Source organism: Massilia sp. UYP34 (genome assembly GCF_056279385.1).
Window position 1 is genome coordinate 15,356 of record NZ_JBWBRF010000008.1, and the last position, 26,066, is coordinate 41,421.

At 67.5% G+C, this 26,066-nt stretch carries 18 protein-coding genes; 6 read left to right on the forward strand and 12 right to left on the reverse strand.

Features of this window, described 5'->3' with window-relative positions:
* Nucleotides 1-34 precede the first annotated feature (34 nt).
* On the reverse strand, nt 35-3,166 hold the full coding sequence (locus ACZ9AQ_RS14095; protein ID WP_429207105.1) for an EAL domain-containing protein: 3,132 nt from the start codon (nt 3,164-3,166) through the stop codon (nt 35-37).
* Between the two features lie 667 nt (nt 3,167-3,833).
* On the opposite strand from ACZ9AQ_RS14095, the gene ACZ9AQ_RS14100 reads away from it, so the two are divergent.
* From ACZ9AQ_RS14100 to ACZ9AQ_RS14110, 3 genes are all read left to right on the forward strand, one after another.
* Nucleotides 3,834-4,130, forward strand: coding sequence for a DUF4398 domain-containing protein (locus ACZ9AQ_RS14100; RefSeq protein WP_429207103.1), 297 nt, complete (start codon nt 3,834-3,836; stop codon nt 4,128-4,130).
* A 9-nt stretch (nt 4,131-4,139) separates the two neighbouring features.
* Nucleotides 4,140-4,973: an OmpA family protein gene (locus tag ACZ9AQ_RS14105; RefSeq protein ID WP_429207101.1), complete on the forward strand. Its 834-nt coding sequence runs from the start codon at nt 4,140-4,142 to the stop codon at nt 4,971-4,973.
* 537 nt (nt 4,974-5,510) lie between these two features.
* Nucleotides 5,511-6,209, forward strand: a complete 699-nt coding sequence (locus ACZ9AQ_RS14110; RefSeq protein ID WP_429207100.1) for a dienelactone hydrolase family protein — start codon at nt 5,511-5,513, stop codon at nt 6,207-6,209.
* A 108-nt stretch (nt 6,210-6,317) separates the two neighbouring features.
* Here ACZ9AQ_RS14110 and ACZ9AQ_RS14115 read toward each other — a convergent pair whose 3' ends face one another.
* Both ACZ9AQ_RS14115 and ACZ9AQ_RS14120 read right to left on the reverse strand, forming a co-directional pair.
* Nucleotides 6,318-7,514, reverse strand: a complete 1,197-nt coding sequence (locus ACZ9AQ_RS14115) for an RNA-guided endonuclease InsQ/TnpB family protein (RefSeq protein WP_476108130.1) — start codon at nt 7,512-7,514, stop codon at nt 6,318-6,320.
* Nucleotides 7,508-8,131, reverse strand: coding sequence for an IS607 family transposase (locus tag ACZ9AQ_RS14120; RefSeq protein WP_476108131.1), 624 nt, complete (start codon nt 8,129-8,131; stop codon nt 7,508-7,510). The genes ACZ9AQ_RS14115 and ACZ9AQ_RS14120 overlap by 7 nt, the downstream gene beginning before the upstream one ends.
* Before the next feature lie 205 nt (nt 8,132-8,336).
* On the opposite strand from ACZ9AQ_RS14120, the gene ACZ9AQ_RS14125 reads away from it, so the two are divergent.
* Nucleotides 8,337-9,086 carry a DUF6345 domain-containing protein gene (locus tag ACZ9AQ_RS14125; RefSeq protein ID WP_429204224.1) on the forward strand — a complete coding sequence of 250 codons (750 nt, stop codon included), beginning with the start codon at nt 8,337-8,339 and terminating at the stop codon, nt 9,084-9,086.
* A gap of 3 nt (nt 9,087-9,089) precedes the next feature.
* Complete coding sequence (locus tag ACZ9AQ_RS14130; RefSeq protein WP_429204223.1) at nt 9,090-10,034, forward strand: hypothetical protein; 945 nt, start codon at nt 9,090-9,092, stop codon at nt 10,032-10,034.
* A 17-nt stretch (nt 10,035-10,051) separates the two neighbouring features.
* Here ACZ9AQ_RS14130 and ACZ9AQ_RS14135 read toward each other — a convergent pair whose 3' ends face one another.
* The 7 genes from ACZ9AQ_RS14135 to ACZ9AQ_RS14165 all read right to left on the reverse strand — a co-directional run bounded on the left by ACZ9AQ_RS14135 (nt 10,052) and on the right by ACZ9AQ_RS14165 (nt 20,328).
* On the reverse strand, nt 10,052-12,751 hold the full coding sequence (locus ACZ9AQ_RS14135) for a molybdopterin-dependent oxidoreductase (RefSeq protein ID WP_429204222.1): 2,700 nt from the start codon (nt 12,749-12,751) through the stop codon (nt 10,052-10,054).
* Nucleotides 12,752-12,763: 12 nt separating this feature from the next.
* On the reverse strand, nt 12,764-13,993 hold the full coding sequence (locus ACZ9AQ_RS14140; RefSeq protein WP_429204220.1) for an NAD(P)/FAD-dependent oxidoreductase: 1,230 nt from the start codon (nt 13,991-13,993) through the stop codon (nt 12,764-12,766).
* A complete protein-coding gene (nirD, locus tag ACZ9AQ_RS14145; protein ID WP_429204219.1) occupies nt 13,990-14,337 on the reverse strand; it encodes a nitrite reductase small subunit NirD in 348 nt (115 codons plus the stop codon). The genes ACZ9AQ_RS14140 and nirD overlap by 4 nt, the downstream gene beginning before the upstream one ends.
* A 10-nt stretch (nt 14,338-14,347) precedes the next feature.
* On the reverse strand, nt 14,348-16,885 hold the full coding sequence (gene nirB, locus ACZ9AQ_RS14150) for a nitrite reductase large subunit NirB (protein WP_429204218.1): 2,538 nt from the start codon (nt 16,883-16,885) through the stop codon (nt 14,348-14,350).
* Between the two features lie 20 nt (nt 16,886-16,905).
* Complete coding sequence (locus ACZ9AQ_RS14155; protein ID WP_429204217.1) at nt 16,906-18,207, reverse strand: MFS transporter; 1,302 nt, start codon at nt 18,205-18,207, stop codon at nt 16,906-16,908.
* Between the two features lie 269 nt (nt 18,208-18,476).
* Complete coding sequence (locus ACZ9AQ_RS14160) at nt 18,477-19,646, reverse strand: CmpA/NrtA family ABC transporter substrate-binding protein (RefSeq protein WP_429204216.1); 1,170 nt, start codon at nt 19,644-19,646, stop codon at nt 18,477-18,479.
* Between the two features lie 37 nt (nt 19,647-19,683).
* Complete coding sequence (locus ACZ9AQ_RS14165) at nt 19,684-20,328, reverse strand: ANTAR domain-containing response regulator (RefSeq protein ID WP_429204215.1); 645 nt, start codon at nt 20,326-20,328, stop codon at nt 19,684-19,686.
* A 677-nt stretch (nt 20,329-21,005) separates the two neighbouring features.
* On the opposite strand from ACZ9AQ_RS14165, the gene ACZ9AQ_RS14170 reads away from it, so the two are divergent.
* The gene (locus ACZ9AQ_RS14170; protein WP_429204213.1) at nt 21,006-23,399 is read left to right on the forward strand and encodes a S9 family peptidase; all 2,394 of its coding nucleotides are present in this window, start codon (nt 21,006-21,008) and stop codon (nt 23,397-23,399) included.
* 154 nt (nt 23,400-23,553) lie between these two features.
* Here the strand turns inward: ACZ9AQ_RS14170 and ACZ9AQ_RS14175 are convergent, their stop codons facing one another.
* Nucleotides 23,554-24,795: a M20/M25/M40 family metallo-hydrolase gene (locus ACZ9AQ_RS14175; protein ID WP_429204211.1), complete on the reverse strand. Its 1,242-nt coding sequence runs from the start codon at nt 24,793-24,795 to the stop codon at nt 23,554-23,556.
* Entirely contained in the window at nt 24,792-26,060 is a 1,269-nt protein-coding gene (locus ACZ9AQ_RS14180; RefSeq protein WP_429204209.1) for a urate hydroxylase PuuD, read from the reverse strand. The genes ACZ9AQ_RS14175 and ACZ9AQ_RS14180 overlap by 4 nt, the downstream gene beginning before the upstream one ends.
* Between the last annotated feature and the right edge of the window lie 6 nt (nt 26,061-26,066).

The window sequence follows — 26,066 nt, forward strand, 5'->3', positions numbered from 1 at the left end:
ATTTTCGGTCGCTTGTCTGGTGCGATGGCGCAAGTCATCCCGCTCGCGACACGACATCGACCGGTCCATGGACTGTCGTCGTGCCGGCCCACCGCCCCGCGCGCACCATGGCTTCGAATTCTTCCAACGGCATCGGCTTTCCGAACAGATATCCCTGGAAGGCATGGCAACCGTGCGCGGCCAGGAAGGCGCGTTGCTCGCTGGTCTCCACCCCTTCGGCGATCACTTCCAGTTCCAGCCCTTTCCCCATGGCGATGATGGTCTGCGCGACCATCGCATCGCGCTCGCTCCCGGGCAATTCGTCGACGAATGACTTGTCGATCTTGAGCTGGGTGAGCGGCAGCTTGGTCAGGTAGTTGAGCGACGAATTGCCGGTGCCGAAGTCGTCGAGCGAAATCAGGAAGCCGTGCGACTTCAGGGCGTTCAGCCTGGATATCGAGGAGGTGAAGTCGTCGATGGCCAGGCTCTCGGTCACTTCAAACTTCAGTCTGCCGACCGGCGCGCCGCTGTGCGCGACCTCGGCCAGGACGTCGTCCACGAAACCATCGGACTTGAACTGCAGGGGACTGATGTTGACGGCCAGCGTCAGGGTCCGCAGCAGCGGATCGTCCGCCCAGCGCGCGAGCTGGCGGCATGCGGTCGCGAGCGCCCAGCGGCCGACCGGCAGGATCAGCCCGGTTTCTTCGGCCAGGGGAATGAAGACGGCGGGGGAAATCGTTCCCCGTTCCGGGTGATTCCAGCGTAACAAGGCCTCGGCCCCGATCGCACGGCCATCCAGGTCCACCTGCACCTGGTAGAACAGCACCAGCTGATCCTTCGCGATGGCTTCGCGCAGCGCGTCCTCCATCCAGTTGCGCTCATCGATCTCGGATTGCATCGCATCCTCGAAGAACGACACCCTGTCGCGCCCACCTTTCTTGCTCTTGTACATGGCCAGTTCGGCCTGCCGCAACAAGGCGTCGCCCGCCGTGGCGCCATCCTGGAACAGGGTCACGCCGACCGAGCCGGTGCAGGCGAACCGATGACCGTCCAGGACCACCTGGTTGGCCATGGCATGCCTGGCGGCCTCGGCGATGGCCAGTGCGCGCGTCATGGCGACGTGCCGGTCGGACCCGAGCGACTCGCACAGCAACACGAAGCTGTCGCCGCTGAAACGCGCCAGCACATCGCAGTCCCGCTTCGCCGCAAGGAAGCGGCGCGCGACTTCCACCAGCAGGCGGTCGCCCGCCGCATGCCCGAGCGAATCGTTGATCTTCCGAAAATGGTCCAGGCCCATCATCATGACCGCGCCGTACTCCGCCGTCCCGACGCGATCGACGACGGCGCGTGCGATCCGATCCGATAGCATGGCCCGGTTCGGCAAGTCCGTCAGGGCGTCGAACTGCCGCAGACGCGTCGCCAGCGCATGCGCCTGTTTCTCGGCTGAAATATCCTGGAAATTGACGACATAGTGCATCGGCTTGCCCTGCGCATCGGCCACGGCGCTGATGGACATCCGTACCGTATACAGGTTGCCGTCGCGGTGCCGGTTGACGAGCTCGCCGTGCCAGTACCCCGTCAGCGTGAGCGCGCTGCGCATCTCGTCGTAGCATGCGCTTTCGTGCAAGCCCGAGCGCAGGATGCGCGGGCTGCTGCCTACCGCCTCCCGGGCCGCAAAACCGGTAATGCGCGTGAAGGCCGCATTGACCCGCTCGATGACGGCGTCGGCGTCAGTGATCAGCATGCCATCCTGGCTTTCGAACGCCACCGCGGCGATGCTCAGCTCGCGCTCGGTCTGGCGCCGCGCGGTGACGTCGCGTGAGACCGCCAGCACGCCAGCCACCCGGCCGGCCGGGTCACGGATCGGCACCTTGATGAGTTCGAGGCAGCGCTTCTCTCCATGGCGCACCTGGATGACGTCGTCGCTCCGGAACGTGCGTCCGCTGCGCAGGACTTGCGCATCCCCGCGCGCCAACAGGGCGACGAATTCGCGGTCATCGAACAATGATTCGTCGCGGCGTCCGAGTATCCTGTCGCGTCCCAGCCCGACCAGTTCCTCGAAGGCGCGGTTGCAGTGCACATAGACCAGGCCGGCATCCTTGAGCGCCATCGCATCGGGACTGCCCTCGAGGACCGAACGCAGCCGGGCCTGGTCGGCAACGAGGTCGCGCGCCGTCTGTTCCAGTTGCGCGTGCTTGTGCATCACGTCCGCTGTGGCTGCCCGAACCGCACGGCGCAGCGCCCGGATCCAGAGCAGCGCCGCGGCGGTTGCCGCCAGCACGCAGGCGACGGCGATCGCCAGCAGGCGCAGGTAGGAACGAAACTGGACTGGCTGGCCGAACCATTTGCGCCGCAGGGCTGCGCGTTCGTCCGGCGTGATCCTGTTCATGCCTTGCTCGACGCGCGCGAGTGTTGCTGCATCCCCCTTGCGCACGGCCCAGTGGAACTGTCCCGAATACAGGGTGAACGCCTTGGCAAACCGTTGCTGGCCGCGATACAGGTACAGAAAATAATTGGCCGGCATGTCGTCCATGCAGAACACACCGATCTCGCCGGCGTCCGCCGCCGCCAGCAACGCGGTGTAGTTCGGATAGGCATGGAGCGATGCGACGCCCAGCTCCATCAGGCGGTCCACGCAGGGGTCGCCGCGCTGCACCCCGACCGCCACGCCGCGCAGCGCGTGCACGTCATGGATGCCGGGGATCGCGGCGTCCACGTAGATGCTCGCATCGAGCGTCGCATACGGCCGCGAGAAGTCGTACAGGGCAGCGCGCGGCGCTGTGCGGAACAGCATGTCGATGACGTCCGCACGCCCCTCGCGCATGGTCTGCTGCGCGGCCGACCACTGCATCGGCTGGAGCACGACCGGCACGCCGGTCTTTTCCTCCCACAGGCGCCAGAGATCGACCAGGTAACCCTCGGGCTGGCCGTCACCGTCGACGAACAGATACGGCGGATAGTTGTTGTCCATGACGACCCGCAACGGCGCCGGCGCGGCGCCGGCCGCGCCGGCCAGCAGGAGGACCGCCAGCATCAGGCAGTGCCGCAGGCGGCGCACCGCGGCGCGGCGCCGGCCCGGAATCGGCACGACGGACACCGTCACCAGGTCGCCATCCTTGCGCAGGAAGTCGACATCGGGCCTGCAGGACTCCGCGGCGCCGGGGCTGCCGGCGCCGCGCAGCGCCAATCGGTCGTGCGTTCGCGCGTGGCCGGGTCCGGGCGATCCGCGCACGCCCGGCGCGCGGTGCAGCGCTTCCGGGCGGCAAGGCGGGTACGCGAGACGGCCGTGCGCAGATCACCGGCCGGCACGTCGCCTCCGCTGAACGGAAAATTGGCTTTCATGACTTTCCCTGATGTCGGTTGCATCCATGTGATTCAGTGAATGCCATTGCAAGGAAGAATTGCTCACGACATGCGGGGCGCCGGACAGGCATCGTGCCTGTCTTTCACCAAGGACCATTCACCGACATTCTGTAAAAATCCATGCCGTCCGTACCGACAGTCAATTTTTACGATGCACTTTTATATTCTCTAATTTTTCCATCAGGAAATACGACTTACAAGTCGTATGAATTACGACAGGGTGTCGCTTTCCGTCGCCGGCAGGCGGCGCCGCCTTCCGCAGTGCGCGCTCCGGGCCGCGCTCCAGCGTTACGGCACGCTCGGCGCCGCCGGCCCTGGACGATGGTCCTTTGGTCTGATTGAAGGAAGGACATCGCTCACTTAGGATGAAAATCTCTTAACCCAGGCATCTCGGGAGGCGTTCCATGATCCTCGCTAGACTTTCTTACCGTCCGTCACGCGTGTTGGCGGGATGCTGTCTTCTCGCCTTGTCCGCGTGCGCCAACCAGGAGTTGAACCACCAGCTTGCCGCCAGTCGGGAAGCGGTCGATCAGGCGCAGATGGCGGGCGCCGAGCAAGCCGCTCCTTCGGAATTCGGTGTCGCGGCCGACAAGCTGGCGCAAGCCAACGCCGCTGCCAGGAGCCGGCGTGAGCATGACGCGATGCGCCTGGCCCAGCAAGCGCAGGTCGATGCCAATCTGGCGCGCGTCAAAGGCGAATCGGCCCAGGCCAGGCTCGCGGCTGCCGAACTGGCCAAGACTAACCAGACATTGCGCGTGGCAATCAACCGCGCAAGCCAGAACCAGTAGAGGTGAGAGATGAACCACATCCTTCGATCAGCCGCCGGCGCGGTTGTCGCCGGCATCATCGCAACGGGATGCTCGACGTCCCCGCCGGCGTCCGAGATGGCTGCCGCCAATACGGCGATCGGCAATGCCGGACAGGCGATCGACCAGGCGTCGGCCGACCCGCGCGTGGCCAAATACGCCCCCAGCGAACTGGAACGCGCAAATGCTTCACTGCAAAAGGCAAAAACGGCGTGGAACGACAAGCGCGACCTGACGGCCACGCGGCATTTCGCCTATATCGCACAGCAGCGCGCAGCCACGGCGCAGGAATTTGCCAACGAGCGTGCTGCGGAAGATGCAGTGAAGGTTGCCGCGGCGGAACTGGACCAGACGTTGTCGGTTGCGGCCACGATACAACGGACCCAACCGGGCGCACTCACGGAGCTGGCGCAAAAGGGGTTGGCAGGTTTCGCCAGCGGATCGGCAAAGCTCCCGGCCAGCGCCATTCCCGCGATCAACGAATTGGCCACCATGCTGAAAAACGATCCCGAACGCGAGGTCGTGATCGAAGGGCATACGGACAGTGTCGGCAGCCCGCGCTACAACCAGGCCCTGGCATTGAAACGTGCAGAAGCGGTGCGTGACGCCCTGATTCGTCGTGGAATCGACACCCGCCGTATCGCGATCCGGTCATATGGCGAAGAGCTTCCGGCCTCCAACAACGCCAGCAGGATCGGGCGCCTGGAAAACCGGCGCGCGGAGGCCATTACTGCCGACGCGTCGCAGATGGTGGGGGCGTCCCAAATCTCGAAGACGGTGTCGTCGGACGAGCAGGGCGAGCAGCCCCGCCAACCCGAGCCGTGATGCCTGAGACGCGGATCCTGATGGGCTCGAGCACGATCTGACGACCCCTGGCGTTCGATTTTCCGGCGCTGCAGCGCCGGGTGGTGCGCCGCCAGGATGTAGTCGATGCCGTCGGGACGACGCGAAACGCCGCGCAAGGCGGCAGGGCCGCCTTGCGTGATCCTTCTGCGATTCGAGCGCGATTCGAGCACGATTCGCGCACGACCATGTCGTCGGCCTCGACGGTGCCGACCGAACGCGCCGGCCGGGCGCGCTCCGCTCTGGAAAACGGCGGCGCCGGCAGACATGCCGGTTCGACTTGCCGTTCCCTGTCCTCCTCCATTCCCTCTCCCGGCCCGGGTCCGGATCGTCACCCCATCGGCGCCACCCCGGCACCCCGATGACGTCGTCATGCGCCCTGGCGGATGCGGATGTGGGCCGTGTTACGTCGGAAATGACGTGCGTTTGTTCCAATACCGCCATCCGCTTTATGATATGCACAGCAGCCGGGCATTGCCGTCGCCGGCTGGCGCCCAACCTTCAATCAAAAGGAACATCATGCCCGAAACCCTCACCGTCACCACTGCCGACAGCAGCTTCGACTGCTACGTCGCGCGTCCCAATGTCGTCGGTACTTACCCGGTCATCGTCGTGCTTCAGGAAATCTTCGGCGTGAACGCCGGCATCCGCAGCATCGCGGACAACTACGCCGCCAAGGGCTACATCGCCGTCGCCCCCGACCTGTTCTGGCGCACCGACCCGGGCATCCAGCTCTCGGAGGCCAACGAAGCCGACGTCGCCAAGGCGTTCGCGCTGTACCAGTCCTACGATGTCGACCACGGCGTGCAGGACATCGCCGCCACCATCAACGCCGCGCGCACGATGGAAGGCAGCACCGGCAAGGTCGGCGTCACCGGCTATTGCCTGGGCGGCCTGATGACCTACCTGGCCGCGGCCCGTACCGATGGCGACGCCTTCGCGGTCTATTATGGCGGCGGCACCGACCAGTACCTGCACGAGGCCAAGCACATCGGCGCTCCCCTGCTCTACCACCTGGCCGGCGCCGACGAATACATCGGGCCGGAAGCGCAGGCGCAGATCAAGGCCGCGCTGGAAGGCAAGGCCGATGCCGAAGTGCATGTTTACCCGGGCCGCGACCATGCCTTCGCCCGTCCCGGCGGCAGCCATTACGACCACGCCGACGCCACGCTGGCCAACAGCCGCACCGACGAATTCTTTGCCCGCACCCTGCGCTAAGCGCCGCTGCCTGCCGGCGTCCCGCCGGCCGGCACTCTCCCGCGTATCCAGCGGCACGACGCCACGCAAGCCGTTCCTCCAGACTTGTGCAAAGCTGGTCGAAATTGCCTAAACCTGCTCGCTGCTGGATTCCTGCTTCACCGGGGCCAGTTTCACGCCGTGCTCGTGCACGGCGCCAGCGCCTGCCCCTCCACAGGCTGTCGCGGTAGAACTTACCGCCATTGTTTCAAGGTTTGCGGCCGCATTGACATCGCGGTCGTGGACCGTCCCACAGCCCGTGCAGGTCCACTGCCTGGTGCCCAGGTCGAGCTTCTCCATCATGTGGCCGCAGCTCGAGCACGTCTTGCTGCTCGGGTACCAGCGGCCGGCCACCACCACCCGGCCACCGCGCCACGCCGCCTTGTAGTCCAGCTGACGGCGCAGTTCATGGAAACCCATGTCGGCGATCGCGCGCGCCAGGCGCCGGTTGCCCAGCATGCCCTTGACGTTCAGGTCCTCGATGCCGATGGTGTGGAAGCGCCGCGCGATGCTGCTGGTGAGCTGGTGCAAGGCGTTGCTGCGCAGGTGGCCGATCTTCGCGTGCAGCCGGCTCAGCTTCAGTTTCGCCTTGGCCCGGTTGCGCGAGCCCTTGATCTTGCGCGAGAGGGAGCGCGACAGCCGGCGCAGCCGCCCGAGCAGGGATCGGAGCGCCTTCGGCCCGGTCCACACTTCGCCGTTCGACAGGGTCGCCAGCGCCGCCACCCCGAGGTCGACCCCGACCGCGCCTTGGTTGTCGGCGGGCGGCAGGTGCGTTTCCTCTGCGGTATCGACCGTGATGCTGGCGTACCAGTGCCCGGCAGAGCGCGAGACGGTGGCCGAGACGATGCGGCCGGCAAAGCGCAGGCTTTCGCGCATGCGAACAGGGCCCAGCTTCGGGATCTGGATGCGTTTGCCGTCGATGCGGAACTGGTCGTTGGTCAAGGTAAAACGGTCGTGCTGTCCCTTCTTGCGGAACTTCGGGTAGCGCGCGCGGCGCGCGAAGAAATTCTTGAAGGCCTCGCCGAGCTGGATGATCGCCATCTGCGGCGCATTCTTGGTCACCTCGAGCATCCAGGGGAACTGCTCGCGCTTGATGGCGTTGAGCTGGCGCCGCAGCGCCAGCTGCGACGGCGCTGGCAGGGCGGGGTTGGCCTTGCACGCCTCGTATTGTCTCTGCCACTCGGCCAGGGCCCAGTTGTAGGCGAAGCGGGCGACGCCGGCCGCGCGCGCCAGGTACGTGGCCTGGGCGTTGTTGGGGTCGAGCCGGATGCGGTGCGCGATCAGCACTGCGCCTCCTGAACGGCGCGGCGCACCCCGTCGATCAGCTTCTTGTTCCGGTGGCTTCGGCTGCCGTACAGCCGTGCAGAAAAGACGGTGATGATCTCCAGCACGTCGCTGGCCAGGTCTTCCTCAAAGCTGCTGTCCTCGCCCTGGTTGATGATGACGACCTCGACCTGTTTTGCCTCGCAGACGGCGAATACCAGCTCGGCGCCGAAGCGCAGGAGGCGATCCTTGTGGGTCAGCACCAGGCGTCCGGCCGTGCCTGCGAGGATCGCCTCGAGTAGCCGGGCCAGGCCTTTCTTGTGGTAGTTCATGCCCGAGCCAAGGTCGGCGATCGTTTCGAAGGACCAGCCCTGGCTTGCGCAGTACAGTTCCAGCACCTGCTTCTGCCGTTCCAGGTCGGCGCACTGGTCGTGACTGGAGACGCGCGCATAGGCGATCGTCTGGCGCGGCGCCGGCGCGCCATGGGCGAACCGGGGGCATAGGGCCGCCAGGTCGTAGCGGCGCTGGCCACCCTCGGTGCGCACTGGCACGAGGCGTCCGCTCGCTTCCCAGCGCCGCAGCGTGCTGGCCGAGACACCAAGCGCCTTGGCGGCGACTCTGATCGAAACAAGCTTGCTCATATTGCATAAGACCGCGCAACAATGAGCAAGTTCGAGCTGACTGTAAAAAGCCCTGCGGCGTTGCTGCCTCCCGGATACGCAATTCTCGCGAAGACTGATCTTCGCCAGAGCCGCCGCGTCCGCTCCGACTACTGTTATCGCTAGCTACCCCGCCGTACCCACCAGGGTGCGGCGGCATGGCTTTCCGATACGAAAGGAGAACCTCATGGCAAGGTTCGGCGTAGAAGCAATCCGGTATTTCAACCATGCGCGCGCCGCCGGCGTGAGCACGGCGGGAGACTTGACGTACACCTTTAACAGAAGCAACGGTTTCGACAGCAAGCTGCGCTCGGCCGGCCACACGCGCGCGTTCTACTGGGCCAATACCGACGTCTGGGAGACCGACATCCGCGACGTCGACCAGGGCGGCAGCGACCGCAACTGGGTCGACGACGTCGACCTGTTCTGGATCGAGACGCATGGCAACTCCGAAGCCGACGGCCGGGCGCGCATGCTGTACGACATCGCCCACAGCGAATGGTGCACCTGGTCCGATCGGTGGCAACTCGGAGAAGACTGGAACAGCGAATGGGTGATGGCCTATTCCTGCCACACGGTCAACCTGGGCGCCGTCACCGGCCTGTGGAACATCTTCGCGCGCCTGCACATCTATTGCGGCGCCTGGGGCGATATGTTCGACGGCATCACCACCGACGAATGCGGCGAGGACGTGGCCGACAACCTGGTCGACGGCGACACCGTCTCCAGCGCCTGGCACGACGGCGTGTCCGACTGGTGGGTCGACAACCATCCGGTCACCGTCTGCGTGGGCGACGCCGCCACCTGGAACGGCGGCGCCATCCGCTGGGATCTATCCGCCCTGAATCGCGACCACCTGTGGGGACACGGCAGCGTGAGTCCCGACCTGGCGCCGGCGCAGCAGGCATGTCTCTTGTGGAAGTGGACGGAGGGCTGAACCATGAACCAGCAAACCCTGATCGATACCTTGACGAAGACCGGCGCGCATGCGGTCCCCGGCCGCGCCGACGTGATCGCGCTCACCCCGCTCACCCGCGACGACGCACGCGCCGGCATGAACCGCTTCCTGACCGCGCTGCACGAAGCCGACATCTGCCGCCACGACCGCGCCAACCTGGCCGACCGCGGCGAACGCAGCGTGGTGCACCTGCCCGATGGCGCGCGCGCCGTGGTCTACCACGCCTCGGGCGCGCTGCAGTACGTGTCGGGCCTGGCGCCATTCCAGGCGCCGTGGCAGCGCCTCGAAGAAACGCCGGTGCTCGTGCGCCAGCTGGAACAGGCGGCGCAGCGCATCGACATCGGCGCCTGGGTCGGCGAGCGCGGCAGCCTCGCCTTCGAGCGATTGTGGCAGACCAAGGCGCGCGGCAGCGACCGCGACCGGAAGCTGTCGGACACACTGCTGGTGCGCGCCACCGGCGCCTGGCGCCATGCGGTGGACGGGATTCCGGTGCTGGGCGCCGCCTCGGTGGCGCTGCGCCTGGCCGGCGACGGCACGGTCGACGCGCTCGCGCTGCGCATCCGCCACAGCGACGCCGAGGTGCTCGACAGCGCGCCCGTCATCGAGGCCGAACTGGCGGCGCGCCAGCTGGCCGGGCGCCTGGCCAGCGTGCTGGGCAAGTCGAAGGACAGGCTGCCGAACGACGTCGTGCAATCGGCCACGATGCGCTTCGGCTACCTCGACCTGGGCAAGCGCAAGGCCCAGCGCGTGCTGGCCCCGGCCTACGTGGCGCAGGTCGTGCTGCAGCACCGGCTCGAGCGCCAGGCCTATGTGCTGGCGGTGTCGGCCACCGAGCGGCCATATATCGAGCTGCCGCTGTTCGGCAACGAGGCGCCGGTGGTGCGTTCGCGCGGCCTGCATCCGGAGTGCCGCGATGACGCGTCATGACAAGCAGCGTGATCCGGTCACGCCACGGCTGAGCGCACCTCCTGCAGCAGCGCCCTGATCTCGGGCACGCACGATCCACAGTTGCCGCCGGCCCGCAGGCAGGCGGTCACCTCGGCCGGCGTCGTCAAGCCCTGCTTGTCGATCGCCGCGCAGATCGTGTTGCGGCCGACGCCGAAGCAGGAGCAGACGGTCGGCCCCGGGTCCGGCCCCAGCGCCGGCGCGCGGCCTGCCAGCAAGGTCGCGCGTTCGCGCGCGCTCAGCGCGGGTTGCGCGAACAGTCCGCCGAGCCAGGCGCGCGCCGGCAGATCGGGCCGGCGCGACGCGAACAGGCAGGCTTCCAGGCGTCCATCGACCACGAGCGCCGCGCGCAGCGTGCCTTCCGACTTGTCCTCGTACTCGATCCAGTCGGCGTCGTCGTCCGCCCCGAGCAGCGTGCGCGCCAGCGCGGGCGACACCGGCTCGCGGCCACCCAGCTCGTAGCGCAAAAAGCCGCTGCCGCGCACGCGTGTCCAGTGCGCCACCCGCTCCAGGTTCAGTTCCGTGCGGCTCAGGATGAAGCCATGCCAGGCGACGCCGAACGGCTCCACCCGCACCGGCGTGTGCTTGAACTCGGGCTCGCCCGACACCGGGTCGACTTCCGGGTTGACCAGGGCGCCGACGCGGGCGTCGGACGCGGTTTGCCCATTCCAGTGGATCGGCACGAAGACCGCGCCGCGCGCGATGCCGCCGCCATGCGCCACGCGCGCCACCATCGCGCCCCACCGCGAGCTCACGCGCGCCAGTTCGCCCTCGCGCACGCCGGCCAGCAGGGCGTCGTGCGGATGCAGGTCGACGAACGGTTCCGGCGCATGGCCGGCCAGCCGCGGCGACTTGCCGGTGCGCGTCATCGTGTGCCACTGGTCGCGCAGGCGCCCGGTGTTGAGCGCCAGCGGATACTCGCCGCCCGGCGCGTGCACGGGTGCGCGCGGCGTGGTCGCGACGAAGCGCGCCTTGCCGTCGGGGTGGGAAAAGCGGCCGTCGCCGAACAGCCGCGCGGCGCCCTCGGTCGGCGAACTGAGCGGCCATTGCACCGGCTGCAGCGCGTCATAGGCCGCGCGGTCCATGCCGACCAGCGGATCGAGCCGGAAGGCGCGCCGATAGCCTTCTTCACCATTCTTCCAGGTGGACAGGCGCGCGTGCTCGTCGAAGATCGCGTGTGCGCCCTCGTAGTCGAAGCCGGCGAAGCCCATGCGCCGGGCCACGTCGCACAGCGCCTGCCAGTCGGCGCGCGCCTCGCCCGGCGCCGGCAGGAAGGCGCGCTGGCGCGAGATGCAGCGCTCGGAGTTGGTCACCGTGCCATCCTTCTCGCCCCAGGCCAGCGCCGGCAGCGCCACGTGCGCGTACGGCGCGACGTCGGTGTTTCCCACCACGTCCGATACCACCACCAGTTCGCAGGCGGCCAGCGCGCGCCGCACCTGGTCGGCGTCCGGCATGCTGACCACCGGATTGGTGGCCATGATCCATACCGCCTTGACCTTGCCCGCCTCCACCGCGCGGAACAGGTCGACCGCCTTCAGGCCCGGCCTGGCGGCGATGCGCGGCGCCCCCCAGAAGCCGCGCACCGCCTCGCGGTGGTCGGCGTTGTCCAGGTCGAGGTGGGCCGCCAGCATGTTCGCCAGGCCGCCCACTTCGCGTCCGCCCATCGCGTTCGGCTGGCCGGTCAGCGAGAACGGGCCCATGCCGGGCCGGCCGATGCGGCCGGTGATCAGGTGGCAGTTGATGATGCTGTTGACTTTGTCGGTGCCGCTCGAGGACTGGTTCACGCCCATCGAAAACGCCGTCACCACCTTCTCGGTGCGCGCGAACAGCGCATAGAAGGCGCGCAGCTGCGCCGGATCGACGCCGCAGGCCAGCGCCACCCCATCGACCGGGTCCGCCTGGCCATCGATCCCGGCCGCGTCCAGCGCCGCTTCCAGCCCCTCGGTGTGCGCCGCGACGAAATCATGATCGGCCGCGCCCTCCCACGCCAGATAGGCCAGCAGGCCGTTGAACAGCCGCACGTCGCTGCCCGGCTTGAGCGGCAGGTGCAGGTCGGCCAGTTCGCAGGTGGCCGTGCGGCGCGGGTCGAGCACCACGATCTGCAACCCGGGACGCGCCTCCTTCGCCTTGACGATGCGCTGGAACAGCGTCGGATGGCACCAGGCGGCGTTCGAGCCGACCAGCACGATCAGGTCGGCCAGTTCGAAATCCTCGTAGCAGCCCGGCACCACGTCTTCGCCGAAGGCGCGCTTGTGGCCGGCCACGGCGGACGACATGCACAGGCGCGAGTTGGTGTCGATGTTGGCGCTGCCGACGTAGCCCTTCATGAACTTGTTGGCGACGTAGTAATCCTCGGTGAGGATCTGGCCCGAGACGTACAGCGCCACCGCGTCCGGTCCGTGCTCGGCGATGATGCGCCCGAAGCCGGCGGCGACGGTGTCCAGCGCCTCCTCCCAGCTGGCGCGCGCCATGGCGCCGTCGCGGCGCACGGCCGGATAGAGCAGGCGACCATCCAGGCCCAGCGTCTCGCCCAGGGCCGAGCCCTTGACGCACAGGCGGCCGCGACTGGCCGCATGGTCGGCGTCGCCCTCGATCAGCGCCCCGCCGTCGTCCAGCGGCGTGGCTTTCACGCCGCAGCCGACGCCGCAGTAGGGACAGGTGGTGCGAACTTGTTGCAGCGGGATCGGCATGTGCGACATGGGTAGCTTTCTCTAGGCGGCCTGCGCTTCACACAGTGCAGGGCCGAACAACAATCGATCGCGCAGCGCCGACACGTCGGCCCCACGCTGGATCAGGTCGAAATACCAGGGACCATCGAGCACGTCGCCATACAGCACGGCGCCGGTGATGCGGTTCCCCTCGAGCACCAGGCGTTTATAGATGCCGGCGCGGCGGTCGCGCAGGACCAGGTCTTGCGTGCCCGCTCCGCCGACGATGTTGCCCACCGAATACACATCGATGCCGGTGACCTTCAGCTTGGTCGCGGTGGCCTGCTGCACGTAGCGGCGATGGCCCAGGCCCGCCAGGTGGGCGGCGCACACGCGCGCCTGGTCCCAGATCGGCGCCACCAGGCCGAAGGTGGCCTTGCGGTGCTGGACGCATTCGCCCACCGCGTAGACGCGCGGGTCGTAGCTCTGCAGGGTGTCGTCCACCACGATGGCGCGCTCGACGTGCAGGCCGGCGGCGCGCGCCAGCGCCACGTTGGGACGCACGCCGGCCGCCATCACCACCAGGTCGGCCGGCACTTCCAGGCCGTCGGCGAAGCGCACGCCTTCCACCTTGCCGGCGCCGAGGATCGCTTCGGTCTCGGCGCCGAGCAGGATGCGCAGGCCGCGCCGCTCCAGCGCGCCTTTCAGCAGCAGCGACGCGTCGACGTCGAGCTGCTGGTTGAGCAGGCTCCCGGTCAGGTGCACCACGGTGACGTCCATGCCGCGCCGCAGCAGGCCGTTGGCCGCTTCCAGCCCGAGCAGGCCGCCGCCGATCACGACCGCATGCCGGCCCTCGCGCGCCGCCTGCAGCATGGCGTCGACGTCGTCCAGGTCGCGAAAGCCCACCACGCCAGGCAGGTCGGCGCCCGGCACCGGCACGATGAAGGGTTGCGAGCCGGTCGCCAGCAGCAGGCGGTCATAGGCCACTTCCTTGCCCGAGTGCGCGCGCACGATGCGCCGCTTGCGGTCGATCGCCACCACCGGATCGCCCGCATGCAGGGTAATGCCGTGCTCCTCGTACCAGCCGCGCGGATGCAGCACGATCTCGTCCGCCGTCTTCTCGCCGGCCAGGACCGGCGACAGCATGATGCGGTTGTAGTTCACGCGCGGCTCGGCGCCGAACACGGTGATGTCGTACAGATCGGGCGCCAGCGCCAGCAGCTCCTCGACGGTGCGCATGCCGGCCATGCCGTTGCCGACCACGACCAGCGAAGGCTTGATGGTCGGGCTCATACGGCGACCCACACCTGTCCGGCCTCGATCCGCGCCGGATAGCTGGCCACCGACTGCGCCGGCGCTTCCAGGCACTCGCCGCTCTGCAGGTCGAAGTGCTGCTTGTAGATCGGCGAGGCGACCACGATACGCTCGCCGATGCTGCCCACCAGCCCGCGCGACAGCACGGCGGCCTGCGAGTTCGGATCGTAGTTATCGATGGCGAACACGCGCGGCTCGGCGTCGCCGACGCGGAACACCGCCACCTGGCGGCCGTTCAGCAAGGCGCACACGCCGGTATCGGGCACGATCTCGTCCACGGTGCAGACGGCGGTCCAGGTATCTGGTTGAAGATCACGGTGCATGGTTGCTCCTTCAGGCTGCGGTGGCGATGGGAATGACGCGGCGGCGTTCGTCGAAGGTGGCCGGACGCACCTGGCCGCGCTCGGGCACGAACACCACGTTTTCGTCGACCTGCGTGCTGTTGACGAAGTGGCGGAAGCGGCGGCGCACTTCCGGATCGGTGACGGCTTCCTTCCACTCGCAGGCGTAGGTGTCGACCACGTGCTGCATCTGCGCTTCGAGTTCCTGCGCGATGCCGAGGCTGTCGTCGACCACCACCGCCTTCAGGTAATCGAGACCGCCTTCGAGGTTCTCGCGCCAGGTGCTGGTGCGCTGCAGGCGCTCGGCGGTGCGCACGTAGAACATCAGGAAACGGTCGGTCAGGCGCACCACTTCTTCCTCCGTGAGGTTCGAGGCGATCAGTTCGGCGTGGCGCGGCTTCATGCCGCCATTGCCGCACACGTACAGGTTCCAGCCCTTGTCGGTGGCGATCAGGCCGACGTCCTTGCCCTGCGCTTCGGCGCACTCGCGGGTGCAGCCCGAGACGCCGAACTTGATCTTGTGCGGCGCGCGCAAGCCCTTGTAGCGGTTCTCCAGCGCGATGGCGAAGCCGACGCTGTCGCCGACGCCATAGCGGCACCAGGTCGAGCCGACGCAGGATTTGACGGTGCGCAGTGACTTGCCGTAGGCGTGGCCCGATTCGAAGCCGGCCGCGATCAGCTCTTCCCAGATCGCGGGCAGCTGGTCCACGCGGGCGCCGAACAGGTCGACCCGCTGGCCGCCGGTGACCTTGGTGTACAGGCCATACTTCTTGGCCACCATCCCCACCGCGATCAGGCCGTCGGCCGTGACCTCGCCGCCCGGCATGCGCGGCACCACGGAATAGGTGCCGTCCTTCTGGATGTTGCCGAGGAAGTAGTCGTTGGAATCCTGCAGGCTGGCGTGCTTCGGGGTCAGGACGAAATCGTTCCACACCGAGGCCAGGATGTTGGCGGCGGTCGGCTTGCAGACGTCACAGCCGAGGCCCTTGCCGTGGCGCGCCAGCAGCGCGCCGAAGTCGCGGATTTCCCCGACGCGCACCAGGTGGTACAGCTCCTGGCGCGAATAGGGGAAGTGTTCGCACAGGTGATTGTTGACCGCCACGCCCAGTTTCTTCAGCTCGGCATTGAGGACTTGGGTTACCAATGGCACGCAGCCGCCGCAGGCGGTGCCGGCCGAGGTGCAGCTCTTGAGGGCGCCGATCGTGGTCGCGCCGCCGGCCACCGCCTCGCACAGCGCGCCCTTGCTGACGTCGTTGCACGAGCAGACCTGGGCCGTGGCGGGCAGCTTGTCGACGCCGATCGCCGGGCGCGCGCCGCCACCGTCGGGCAGGATCAGGTATTCCGGCGCTTCCGGCAGCTCGATCTTGTTGAGCATCGTCTGCAGCAGCTCGCCATAGGCGGACGCCTCGCCCACCAGCACGCCGCCCAGCAGGTATTTGCCGCAGCTGGACACGACGATCTTTCGGTAAGTCTGGCGACGTTCATCGAGGAATTGATAGCTGCGGCTGCCCGGCGTGGCGCCGTGGGCGTCGCCGATGCTGGCCACGTCCACGCCCATCAGTTTCAGTTTGGTGCTCATGTCGGCGCCGACGAAACCGCACTCCGTGTCCAGCAGATGGCGCGCCGCGGTGCGCGCCATGTCGTAGCCCGGCGCGACCAGGCCATACAGCTGGCCGCGCCAAGAGGCGCATTCGCCGATGGCATAGACGTTCGGGTCCGAGGTCTGGCAGCGGTCGTCGATCACGACGCCGCCGCGCGGGCCGGTCTCGAGCCCGGATGCACGCGCCAGCTCGTCGCGCGGGCGGATGCCGGCCGAGAACACGATCATGTCGGTGTCCAGGTGGGTGCCGTCCGCGAACTGCATGCGGTGGGTCGCTTCCTCGCCATCGACGATGGCCAGCGTGTTCTTGCCGGTATGGACGCCGACGCCCAGCTCTTCGATCCGGGTGCGCAGCACGCGCGCACCGGGATCGTCGACCTGCACCGCCATCAGGCGCGGGGCGAATTCGACCACGTGGGCTTTCAGGCCCAGGTCGCGCAGCGCCTTGGCGCATTCGAGGCCCAGCAGGCCGCCGCCGACCACGACGCCCGACTTCGAACGCGCGCCGGCTTCCTGCATGGCCTCCAGGTCTTCGATGGTGCGATAGACGAAGCAATCCTTGCGATCGGCTCCCGGCACCGGCGGCACGAAGGGATAGGAGCCGGTGGCCAGCACGAGGCGGTCATAAGCGACAGCCGAACCGTCGGCCAGGGTCACCGTCTTCGCCGCGCGGTCGATCCCGACCACTTTGGCATTCAGGCGCAGCACCATGCCCGGTTCGGTTTCCGCACGCTCGAAAAAGCCCGGCGTCACCAGCGAGAGGTCGTCCGCACTCTTGCCGGCGAAAAATTCGGACAAATGAACGCGGTCGTAGGCCGGCCGCGGCTCTTCGCCCAGCACCGTGACGCGCAAGTCTTGCCGCCCGCTGGCGGCCAGGGTTTCGAGGAATTTGTGGCCCACCATGCCGTGGCCGATGACGACGATATGCATTTTCTGCTCCCTGTTGGACGTTACGCTGCTGCCGGCGCACTGCCGGCGCCGACGATGGTGGTATTGCTGAATCGGGCTGCGATGGCGCAGACGCTGGCGACCAGCACCAGGCCGCTGAGGATCGTGAGCGTCTGCTTGATGTCGCCCGTGCCCTTCATCAGGAAGCCGGCCGCCACCGCGCCGACGTTGCCGCCGGCGCCGACGATGCCGGCCACGCCGCCCAGCGCCTTCGGTGCGATGAACGGCACCAGCGCATAGGTGGCGCCGCAGGCCATGTGGGTGAACAGGCCGAATACCAGCATCGCGATCACGGCGAACACGACGCCCTCGGACTGGGCGAACCACAACAGGCCGAGGCCTTCGCCGATCATCAGCACGAACAGCACGGTCACGCGGCGGTTCAGGTCACCGGAGAGCGCGGCCTTGTCCGACAGCCAGCCGCCCAGGGAGCGGGCGAACAGCGCCAGCAGACCGAAGCTGGCGGCCGCCATGCCGGCCTGGCCCAGCGTCAGGTCGAAGTGATCGACGTAGTACACGGCGGCGATGTTGTGGATGAAGATCTCGATGCCGAAGCAGGCGCCATAGGTGACGAACAGCAGCCAGGCGCGGTAGTTGCGGCAGCCGGCGACGAAGCTCGCCCAGCCGCCCTTGCCGCCGCCCTCCGGCATGCGGCCGGTCTTGCGCAGCTCGTCGTAGTTGCCGGCCGGGCAATCCTGCGTATAGCGCCAGTAGAAGAAGGCCATCACGATCATCATCACGCCGGGCACCACCAGCGCCAGGCGCCAGCTCAGCGACTGGCTCACGCCCAGCATCACGATGGCGGTGAGCATCAGCGGCATGACCGCCTGCGCCGCGCCGCCGCCGGCATTGCCCCAGCCGGCCGCCGTCGCGTTGGCGGTGCCGACCACCTTCGGTCCGAACATGACGGAGGTGTGGTACTGGGTGATGACGAAGCTGGCGCCGACCGCGCCGATGCCCAGGCGCGCCAGCAGGAACGCTTCGTAGCTCTGCGCCAGCGCCACGCCCAGCACGGGAATCGCGCCCAGGAGCAGCAAGCCGGTATAGGTCTTGCGCGGGCCGTAGCGGTCGCACAGTGGCCCCACCAGCAGGCGCACGAAGATGGTGATCGCGACCGCCGCGATATTGATGTTGGCGATCTGCTCCATCGAGAGCCCGAACTCGCCCTTGATGACCGGCATCAGCGGCGCGCAGGCGAACCAGGCGAAGAAGCAGACGAAGAAGGCGACCCAGGTCAGGTGGAAGGCGCGCATGGGCGCGCCCTGGAAGGAAAAGAGCTTGATGCTGTCCGCTTTGCTGGCCATTGTTCTTCCTTTGAAAACGAAAAGGCGTCCGCGCTTGCTGCCGTGGGCAGTAGCTGCGGACGCCGTTGTCCTGTTGCCGTCCCCGCGTTGGGCCGGCGCTAAGTGAGAGTCTTGAAGAGAATCGCCATTGATCCTGTCATGGGTATGAGCAAGAGGCGTGCCACCCGGGGTTCACGGGCGTACGCCGACAGGTCGGACCTGGATGCGGCGCCAGGATGCTGCATTGCAGTGCAGCGCTCCCCACGATGATGCACCTGCGTGCACCGCGTTCAGGATGCGCCAGGTGCGCCGGCCCAGGCCTGCGGGTCGCTGCCGTCCCATACGCGGCCGCCCAGCAGGGTCGAGCTGCGCATCGGGGAGGCGGGCAGCATCGTGCCGGTGCGTTCGGCCGCCTCGCGGTACAGGTCGATGCGGCTGACCTGGGCCGCCAGCGCCTGGTAGGCGGGCGCTTCGCGCAGCAGGCCCCAGCGCCGGTGCTGGGTCATGAACCACATGCCGTCCGACAGCCACGGGAAGTTGGCCTCGCCGTCGGCATGAAAGCGCAAGCCGTTGTGGCCGCGCCAGCCGCCGTGCCCACGATGCTCGTCGGTATGGCGGCCGGCCAGGCAGAACTGCAGCGTGTCGCGGCTCGCATTGACATAGGCGGGGCTGGCCAGCACCTCGGCCGCGGCTTCGCGGTTGGTGCGCGAGGCGTCGAGCCAGCGCGCGGCTTCCAATAGCGCCGCGATCATGGCGCGGCAGGTGTTCGGATGGCTGGCCGCGAAGTCGGCGCGCGTGCCCAGCGCCTTGCCCGGATGGTTCGGCCATACCTGTTCGCTGGACGCGGCCTGGACCCCGGCGCCGTCGCGCTGCGCGCGCTGGCCCCACGGCTCGCCCGCACAGAAACCATCCATATGCCCGGCCGCCAGGCTGGCCGCCATCTGGCTGGGGGGCACCGTCACCGCCTGGCAGTCCACGAGCGGGTCGATGCCATGCGCGGCCAGCCAGTAGTACAGGAACATCGCGTGGTTCCCGGTCGGGAAGGTGTGGGCCAGGGTGAGCTTGCGCCCTGTTTCGTCGATCTCGCGCCGCAGCAGGCCGGGGTCGCGCGCGGCGTTGGCGAGCGCGCGCGACAGCGTGATGTTCTGGCCGTTCTGGTGCAGGTTCATCAACACCGCCATATCGCACTGCTGGGTGCCGATGCCGTTCTGGATGCCGTAGACCATCCCGTACAGCGCATGGGCCGCGTCGAGCTGCTGGCCGATCAGGCGGTCGCGCATGGCGGTCCAGGACAGCTCGCGGGTGAGCTCGAAGCGCACGCCATGCCGCTCGTCGAAGCCGAGCACCGACGCCATCACCAGCGGCGCGCAATCGGCCAGCGGCATGAAGCCGATGCGGACGGTCTCGATCTCGGGGCGGTCGGTGCCGGCGATCCAGGCTCCCCTGCCTGCCAATGTCATACGTCTCCTTGTCGTTGTATGGATGGAAGGTGCGGGCCTAACCCAGCAGGTCTTCCACGTCGATCAGGCGCTGCGCGACTTCCGCCAGCTTCAGGTTCTTGTTCATCGCCAGCGTGCGCAGGCGCTGGTAGGCCTGCTCCTCGGTCAGGCTGTAGCGCGTCATGAGCAGCCCTTTGGCGCGGTCGACGGTCTTGCGTTCGGCCAGCTTCTGGCGCGTGTCGCTCAGCTCATCGAGCAGCTTCTGCTCGCGCCGGAAGCGCGCCAGCGCGACGTCCAGCACCGGCTTGACGCGCTCGGCCTGCAGGCCGGCCACGATGTAGGCCGAGACGCCGGCGTCCATCGCCGCGTCCATGCTGGCCGGCGCATCGTCCTCGGTAAACAGGACGATCGGCCGCCGCGCGTCGCGGGTGGCGATCACGATGTGCTCGAGCACGTCGCGCGCGTCGGACTCGCTGTCGGCGATGATCAGGTCGGGCTGCAGCTGGGCGATGCGCTCGGGCAGGAACACGTCGGCCGGGAGCGAGGCGATCAGGTCGTAGCCCGATTCGAGCAGGCCGATGCGCAGCGCCGTGCTGCGCCGCGCCTGCGCGGCCTGGGCGGCGTCAGGGTCGGTGCCGGGTGCGGTTGCGGAAAGCACGACGACGATCCGCAGGTGTGGTGATGCACTGTCTCGCGATTTCATGCGCATACTATATGCAAGTTCCGCACCAGGCGCGAGCACCGGTGATGCCCAGTGCCCTTCTTATGCGAAACCCGGGGTGCAAGATATTCGCACCACGAATATCTTGCATGAGAGCAACTTAACAATCATTCACCAAGCGTATCGCTGGAATCACAAATCTAAAGTTTGCTTATGACGAAGACGCCCCTATACTGCAACGCAACATCGAAGTATCTATCTCAGGGGAACAATCATGACTGCAGCCATCCAACGCACCCGCTTCTTCGCGACAGCCATCTCGGCCATCCGCAGCTTCTCGCAAGAACTCTACGTCGCCCACGGCGGCTACGCGCCGGCAATGCGGGGCTGATCATGCACCCGCTCGAATATCTCACCATCGCCCTGGCCGTCGTGGCCGTGGCAGCCCGGGTCGCCATGTTCCTGCCGCGCCCGCCAAAAGGCCCGTTCAGGGCCATGTAAAGCAAGGTTTCATTGCGGCGCACCACGGCCGCGATAAGCCATCCGCATCCAGCGCCGGCCGTACTGACGTACCGCCGGCGCTTGTCTTTACAGCAAAAAAAACCTGTCATGATTCGTGGTCGCGGCGAGTGCCTGCGCTAGAATGCATGCGCATTTCTGGCAAGCATCTTTGGCAAGCACCATTGGCAAACAAGCCATTTCACTCATCAGACTCCCCCATGCGAACACCTGCACTTACCCTGTTTGCGGCCTCCTTCGCCGCACTGATCGCGCTGCCGGCGGCGGCATCCACCCCCATCACCCTCGACCAGGCCATGAGCCATCCAGACTGGATCGGCACCCCGGTGGAAGACGCCTGGTTCAGCTGGGACGGCAAGCAGGTGTACTACAAGCAGAAGCGCACCGGCTCGCCGGTGCGCGACGTGTTCGAGGTCGCGGCCGGCCAGGCCCGGCTGGTCGCGGACGCCGAGCTGCCGAAGATCGACAGCGCCGACGTGGTCTACAACCGCAACAACAGCCGCATGCTGGTCCTGCGCAACAACGACCTGTTCGAGCGCGACCTCAAGTCGGGCCAGCTGGTGCAGGTCACGCGCGGCGCCAGCCGCATCACCGCCGCCCAGTACACGGCGGACGAAGCCGCGGTCCAGTACCGCATCGGCAACGACTGGTATGTGTGGGACCGCGCCAGCCGCGTGACCGGCCCGGCCGCCCTGCCGCGCGCCGCCAAGGACCCGAACGCGCCCGAAGACGATCCCTACCGTTCGACCGAGCTGCGCCTGATCGAGCACCTCAAGCGCCAGAAGGATGACCGCGACGCCCTGCGCGCGCGCACCGACGAACTGCGCCGCGCCGACGCCTCGATGGCGCCAAGCCCGGTCTACCTGGGCGACAAGGTCACCATCGAAGGCAGCTCGCTGTCGCCCGACGGCCGCTGGCTGCTGGTGGTCACCGCCGCCAAAGGCGCCGACAAGGGCCGCGCCGGCAAGATGCCGCGCTACGTGAACGAATCGGGCTACGAGGAAACCGAAGACGTGCGCACCCGCGTCGGCCGCAACATGCCGGTGCCGCATGCACTGAAACTGGTCAATCTGCGCACCAACAAGGTGCAGGACATCGCCTTCGACGCACTCCCGGGCGTCAACGTCGACCCACTGGCCGAACTGCGCGCCGCCGCCAAAAAAGATCCGCTCAAGGGCAACCGCCCGGTGGTGGTCTCGGGTGGCCGCAACGCGATCGACTGGAGCGCGAACGGCGCCAGGGTCGCCGTCATGCTGCGCGCGGTCGACAACAAGGACCGCTGGATCGCCAGCGTCGACCTGGGCGCCGCGAAGCTGCAACCCTTGCACCGTCTGACCGACGGCGCCTGGGTCAATTACGACAACGTCGAATTCGGCTGGCTGCCGGACAACCGCACGCTGTGGTACCTGTCCGAGGAAAGCGGCTACTCGCACCTGTACACCAGGGACAGCCTGAGCGCCGCCGCCCCGCGCGCCCTCACCACCGGCAAGTGGGAAGCCAGCGACGTGCGCTGGACCTACGACGGCAGCACCGCCTACATGCTGTGCAACCGCGACAACCCGGGCGACTACGAAGTCTGCGCCGTGAATGCGAATGGCGCGAATGGCGCGCCCGAGGTTCGCGAAGTGACGAAGCTCGACGGCGTCGAGAAATTCGCCCTGTCGCCGGACGAGAACAAGCTGCTGGTGCACTGGTCGTCCAGCTATACCCCGATCCAGATCGCGACCGTGCCGCTGTCGGGCGGCAGGGGCGGCGAAGCGAGCAAGCTGACCGACACCCGCACGCCGGAGTTCAGGGCGCGCGAATGGATCCAGCCGCAGTACGTGGCCGTGCCTTCCAGCGCCGGCGGCGACCCGGTCTGGGCCAAGCTGTATCGTCCGGCCCAGCTCGAGCCGGGCAAGAAGTATCCGGTCGTGATGTTCGTGCACGGCGCCGGCTACCTGCAGAACGTCAGCCACCGCTATCCGAACTACTTCCGCGAGCAGATGTTCCACAACCTGCTGGTGCAGAACGGCTACGTGGTGCTGGACATGGACTTCCGCGCTTCGAAAGGCTACGGCAGCAAGTGGCGCACCGCGATCTACCGCCAGATGGGCCATCCGGAACTGGAAGACTACATCGACGGCGTCAAGTACATGGTGAACCAGCACCAGGGCGACGCCGCCAACGTCGGCATCTATGGCGGCAGCTACGGCGGCTTCATGACCTTCATGGCCCTGATGCGCGCGCCGGACACCTTCAAGGCCGGCGCCGCGCTGCGCCCGGTGACCGACTGGACCACCTACAACCACGAGTACACCGCCAACATCCTGAACACCCCGGACATCGACCCGGAAGCGTACAAGAAGTCGTCGCCGATCGAATACGCGCACAACCTGAAGGGCCACCTGCTGATCTCGCACGGCATGATCGACGATAACGTGTTCTACCAGGACTCGGTGCGCATGGCGCAGCGCCTGATCGAGATGAAGAAGGACAAGTGGGAACTGGCGAGCTATCCGCTGGAGCGTCACGGCTACGTGCAGCCGGAGGCGTGGTATGACCAGTACCGCCGGATCTATGAACTGTTCGAGCGCTCGCTCAAGCAGAAGTAACCCGCACCGCTGACACGTCGTTCCCGCGCAGGCGGGAACCCAAGTTATTTAGCACGCCATATTGTCAAGCGAAGTGGCATAGCTGGAGACTTAGGTTCCCGCCTCCGCGGGAACGACGTTTTTGAGCCAGGAATAGAATCGGGCCGGCGGTGTTTCAGGGCCGTGGGCCCAGGAAGTCGAGCAAGGTCAGTGCCACTACCTTGGTCGCGCGGCGCAAATCCTCCAGCAGCAGACGCTCGTCGGCCTTCTTGGCGTTCGACTCCTCCACCGTGCGCGGCCCGGCGCCATACAGCACCGCCGGGATGCCATGTTCGCCATACAGCCGCGCATCCGCATACAGCGGCGTGCCGTGCGCGGGAATCTCCTCGCCCATGATCGCGCGGCCATGACGCTGCAGGCTCGTCACCAGCGGCGCCACGCCCGGCAGTGGCCGCAGCGCCTGCGACAGCAGCAGGCGCCGGATCTCGAGGCGGATGCCGCCCGCGCCGCGCACCGCCTCCTCGATCAGCGCGCGCACCTGCGCCTCGACCAGCGCCGGGTCTTCTTCGGGAATCATGCGCCGGTCCAGGCGCAGCACGACCTTCCCCGGCACCACATTGGTGTTGGTCCCGCCGTCGATGCGCCCGACGATCATGGTCGGCGAGCCGATGCCAGGCACGGCGCTGCGGATCTCCTTCAGGCCGGGCAGCGCGCCATAGATCGCATTGAGCACTGTCGTGGCGGCCTGCAGGGCGTCGACCGCCATCTCGGGCATCGCGCCATGCCCCGCCCTGCCGTGCACGGTCACTTCCAGCTGCAGGCAGGCATTGTGGGCGGTGACGATGCCGTAGCCGAAGCCGGCCGCGATCACGTAGTCGGGCCGCGTCAGGCCCTGCTCCAGCAACCAGCCCGGCCCCAGCAGGCCGCCGACTTCCTCGTCGTAGGTGAAGTGCAGTTCGACCGCGCCCGATAAAGGCAGGCCCAGCGCCTCCAGTGCGCGGGTCGCGAACACGTAGGTGGCGAAGTCGCTCTTCGAGACCGCCGCCGCGCGCCCGTACAGGTAACCATCTTCGATCACGGCGCCGTACGGCGGCCGGGTCCAGCCTTCGCCCGGCGGCACCACGTCGCCGTGGGCGTTCAGCGCCAGCGTCGGGCCGCCGGCGCCGTAGCGGCGGCGCACGATCAGGTTGGTGATGCTCTCCAGGCCATGGTCGCGCACCTGCTGCGCCGGCACCGCATGGCGCTCGACCGGCCAGCCGGCGGCCTCCAGCGTGGTCGCCACCGCCTCGGCATGCGGCGCGTTATTGCCCGGCGGGGTATCGGTCGGGATGCGCACCACCTCCTGCAGGAAAGCCACCTGTTCGTCGAAGTGCGCGTCGATCCAGCCGGTGACGCGCTCGTGCAAGGGATTGTTCATGGGGCCTCGTCTGCGTTTGTTTCTGCGTTCGTGATGGCGCCGGCCTCGAACCAGGCTCCCACCTGGGCGCGTTCGGCATCGGTCATGTGGGTGAGATTCGCCAGCGGCATCGCCTTCAGTTGCACCGTCTGCTGGTAGATGCGGGCCGCATGCCGGCTCACCAGCTCCGGCGTGTCGAGCATCACGCCGCCCGGCGCCGCCGCGAAACCGGGCTGGGTCGGCTGCTGCGCGTGACACGACACGCAGCGCTGTTCCATGATCGTGCGCACCGTGGCAAAGCGCGCGGCGGCGTCAGGACCGGCGGCAGCCGCCGCCGCCGGATCGGCGCTGGCCCGCGGCGGCGGCGCCAGCACGACCGCCAGCGCCAGGAGCAGCGCCACGCCCGCGGCCGGATAGCGCCATGCGGTGCGGCCCTTGTGGCGCAGGTTGAAGAAGTGGCGGATCAACACCCCGGCCAGCATGATCACGCCCAGCACGGCCCAGGCGTGCGGGTGATTGTAGGTCATCGCATAGTGGTTGCTGATCATGATGAACAGCACCGGCAGGGTGAAATAATTATTGTGGACGCTGCGCTGCTTGGCCTTGATGCCGTGGGTCGGGTCGGGCTTGTCGCCCGCCAGCATGGCGTTCACCATCTTGCGCTGGCCCGGAATGATCAGCATCGCCACGTTGGCCACCATGATGGTGCCGATCATCGCGCCCACGTGCAGGTAGGCGGCGCGGCCGCTGAGCAGGTGGGTGAGCACCCAGCTGCTGCCGACCAGCAGCAGCCAGATGGCGGCGCCGAACGCCAGCTGGTGCTGCGCCAGCTTCGTCCGGCACAGCAGGTCGTAGACGATCCAGCCGGCCACCAGGCTGCCGATGCCGACGCCGACCGCCTGCCAGCTGGTGAGGTCTGCCACGCTGCGGTCGACCATCATCGCCTTCGCGTTCAGGTAGTAGACCACCACCAGCAGCGCAAAGCCCGAGAGCCAGGTGGAATAGGCTTCCCACTTGAACCAGTGCAGCTCCGGCGGCAGCTCGGCCGGCGCCACCAGGTATTTCTGCGGGTTGTAGAAGCCGCCGCCGTGCACCGCCCACAGTTCGCCGGACACGCCCTTGCGCTCCAGCTCCGAGCCGGGCGCGGGCGGCCTGATGGTGTTGTCGAGCCAGACGAAATAGAAGGAGGCGCCGATCCAGGCGATGCCGGTGACGATGTGCAGCCAGCGCAGCAGCAGGTTGAACCACTCCAGGGCATAGGGCGCCAGGTATCCGGTATCGAACATGGGCTT

What these genes read in the sequence shown, in the direction of transcription:
- ACZ9AQ_RS14175 (WP_429204211.1), bottom strand. Translation starts at nt 24,795, where the DNA reads ATGAACAATCCCTTGCACGAGCGCGTCACCGGCTGGATCGACGCGCAC.
- ACZ9AQ_RS14105 (WP_429207101.1), top strand. Translation starts at nt 4,140, where the DNA reads ATGAACCACATCCTTCGATCAGCCGCCGGCGCGGTTGTCGCCGGCATC.
- nirD (WP_429204219.1), bottom strand. Translation starts at nt 14,337, where the DNA reads ATGCACCGTGATCTTCAACCAGATACCTGGACCGCCGTCTGCACCGTG.
- ACZ9AQ_RS14140 (WP_429204220.1), bottom strand. Translation starts at nt 13,993, where the DNA reads ATGAGCCCGACCATCAAGCCTTCGCTGGTCGTGGTCGGCAACGGCATG.
- ACZ9AQ_RS14135 (WP_429204222.1), bottom strand. Translation starts at nt 12,751, where the DNA reads ATGTCGCACATGCCGATCCCGCTGCAACAAGTTCGCACCACCTGTCCC.
- ACZ9AQ_RS14130 (WP_429204223.1), top strand. Translation starts at nt 9,090, where the DNA reads ATGAACCAGCAAACCCTGATCGATACCTTGACGAAGACCGGCGCGCAT.
- nirB (WP_429204218.1), bottom strand. Translation starts at nt 16,885, where the DNA reads ATGCATATCGTCGTCATCGGCCACGGCATGGTGGGCCACAAATTCCTC.
- ACZ9AQ_RS14165 (WP_429204215.1), bottom strand. Translation starts at nt 20,328, where the DNA reads ATGAAATCGCGAGACAGTGCATCACCACACCTGCGGATCGTCGTCGTG.
- ACZ9AQ_RS14170 (WP_429204213.1), top strand. Translation starts at nt 21,006, where the DNA reads ATGCGAACACCTGCACTTACCCTGTTTGCGGCCTCCTTCGCCGCACTG.
- ACZ9AQ_RS14125 (WP_429204224.1), top strand. Translation starts at nt 8,337, where the DNA reads ATGGCAAGGTTCGGCGTAGAAGCAATCCGGTATTTCAACCATGCGCGC.
- ACZ9AQ_RS14160 (WP_429204216.1), bottom strand. Translation starts at nt 19,646, where the DNA reads ATGACATTGGCAGGCAGGGGAGCCTGGATCGCCGGCACCGACCGCCCC.
- ACZ9AQ_RS14120 (WP_476108131.1), bottom strand. Translation starts at nt 8,131, where the DNA reads ATGAGCAAGCTTGTTTCGATCAGAGTCGCCGCCAAGGCGCTTGGTGTC.
- ACZ9AQ_RS14155 (WP_429204217.1), bottom strand. Translation starts at nt 18,207, where the DNA reads ATGGCCAGCAAAGCGGACAGCATCAAGCTCTTTTCCTTCCAGGGCGCG.
- ACZ9AQ_RS14110 (WP_429207100.1), top strand. Translation starts at nt 5,511, where the DNA reads ATGCCCGAAACCCTCACCGTCACCACTGCCGACAGCAGCTTCGACTGC.
- ACZ9AQ_RS14180 (WP_429204209.1), bottom strand. Translation starts at nt 26,060, where the DNA reads ATGTTCGATACCGGATACCTGGCGCCCTATGCCCTGGAGTGGTTCAAC.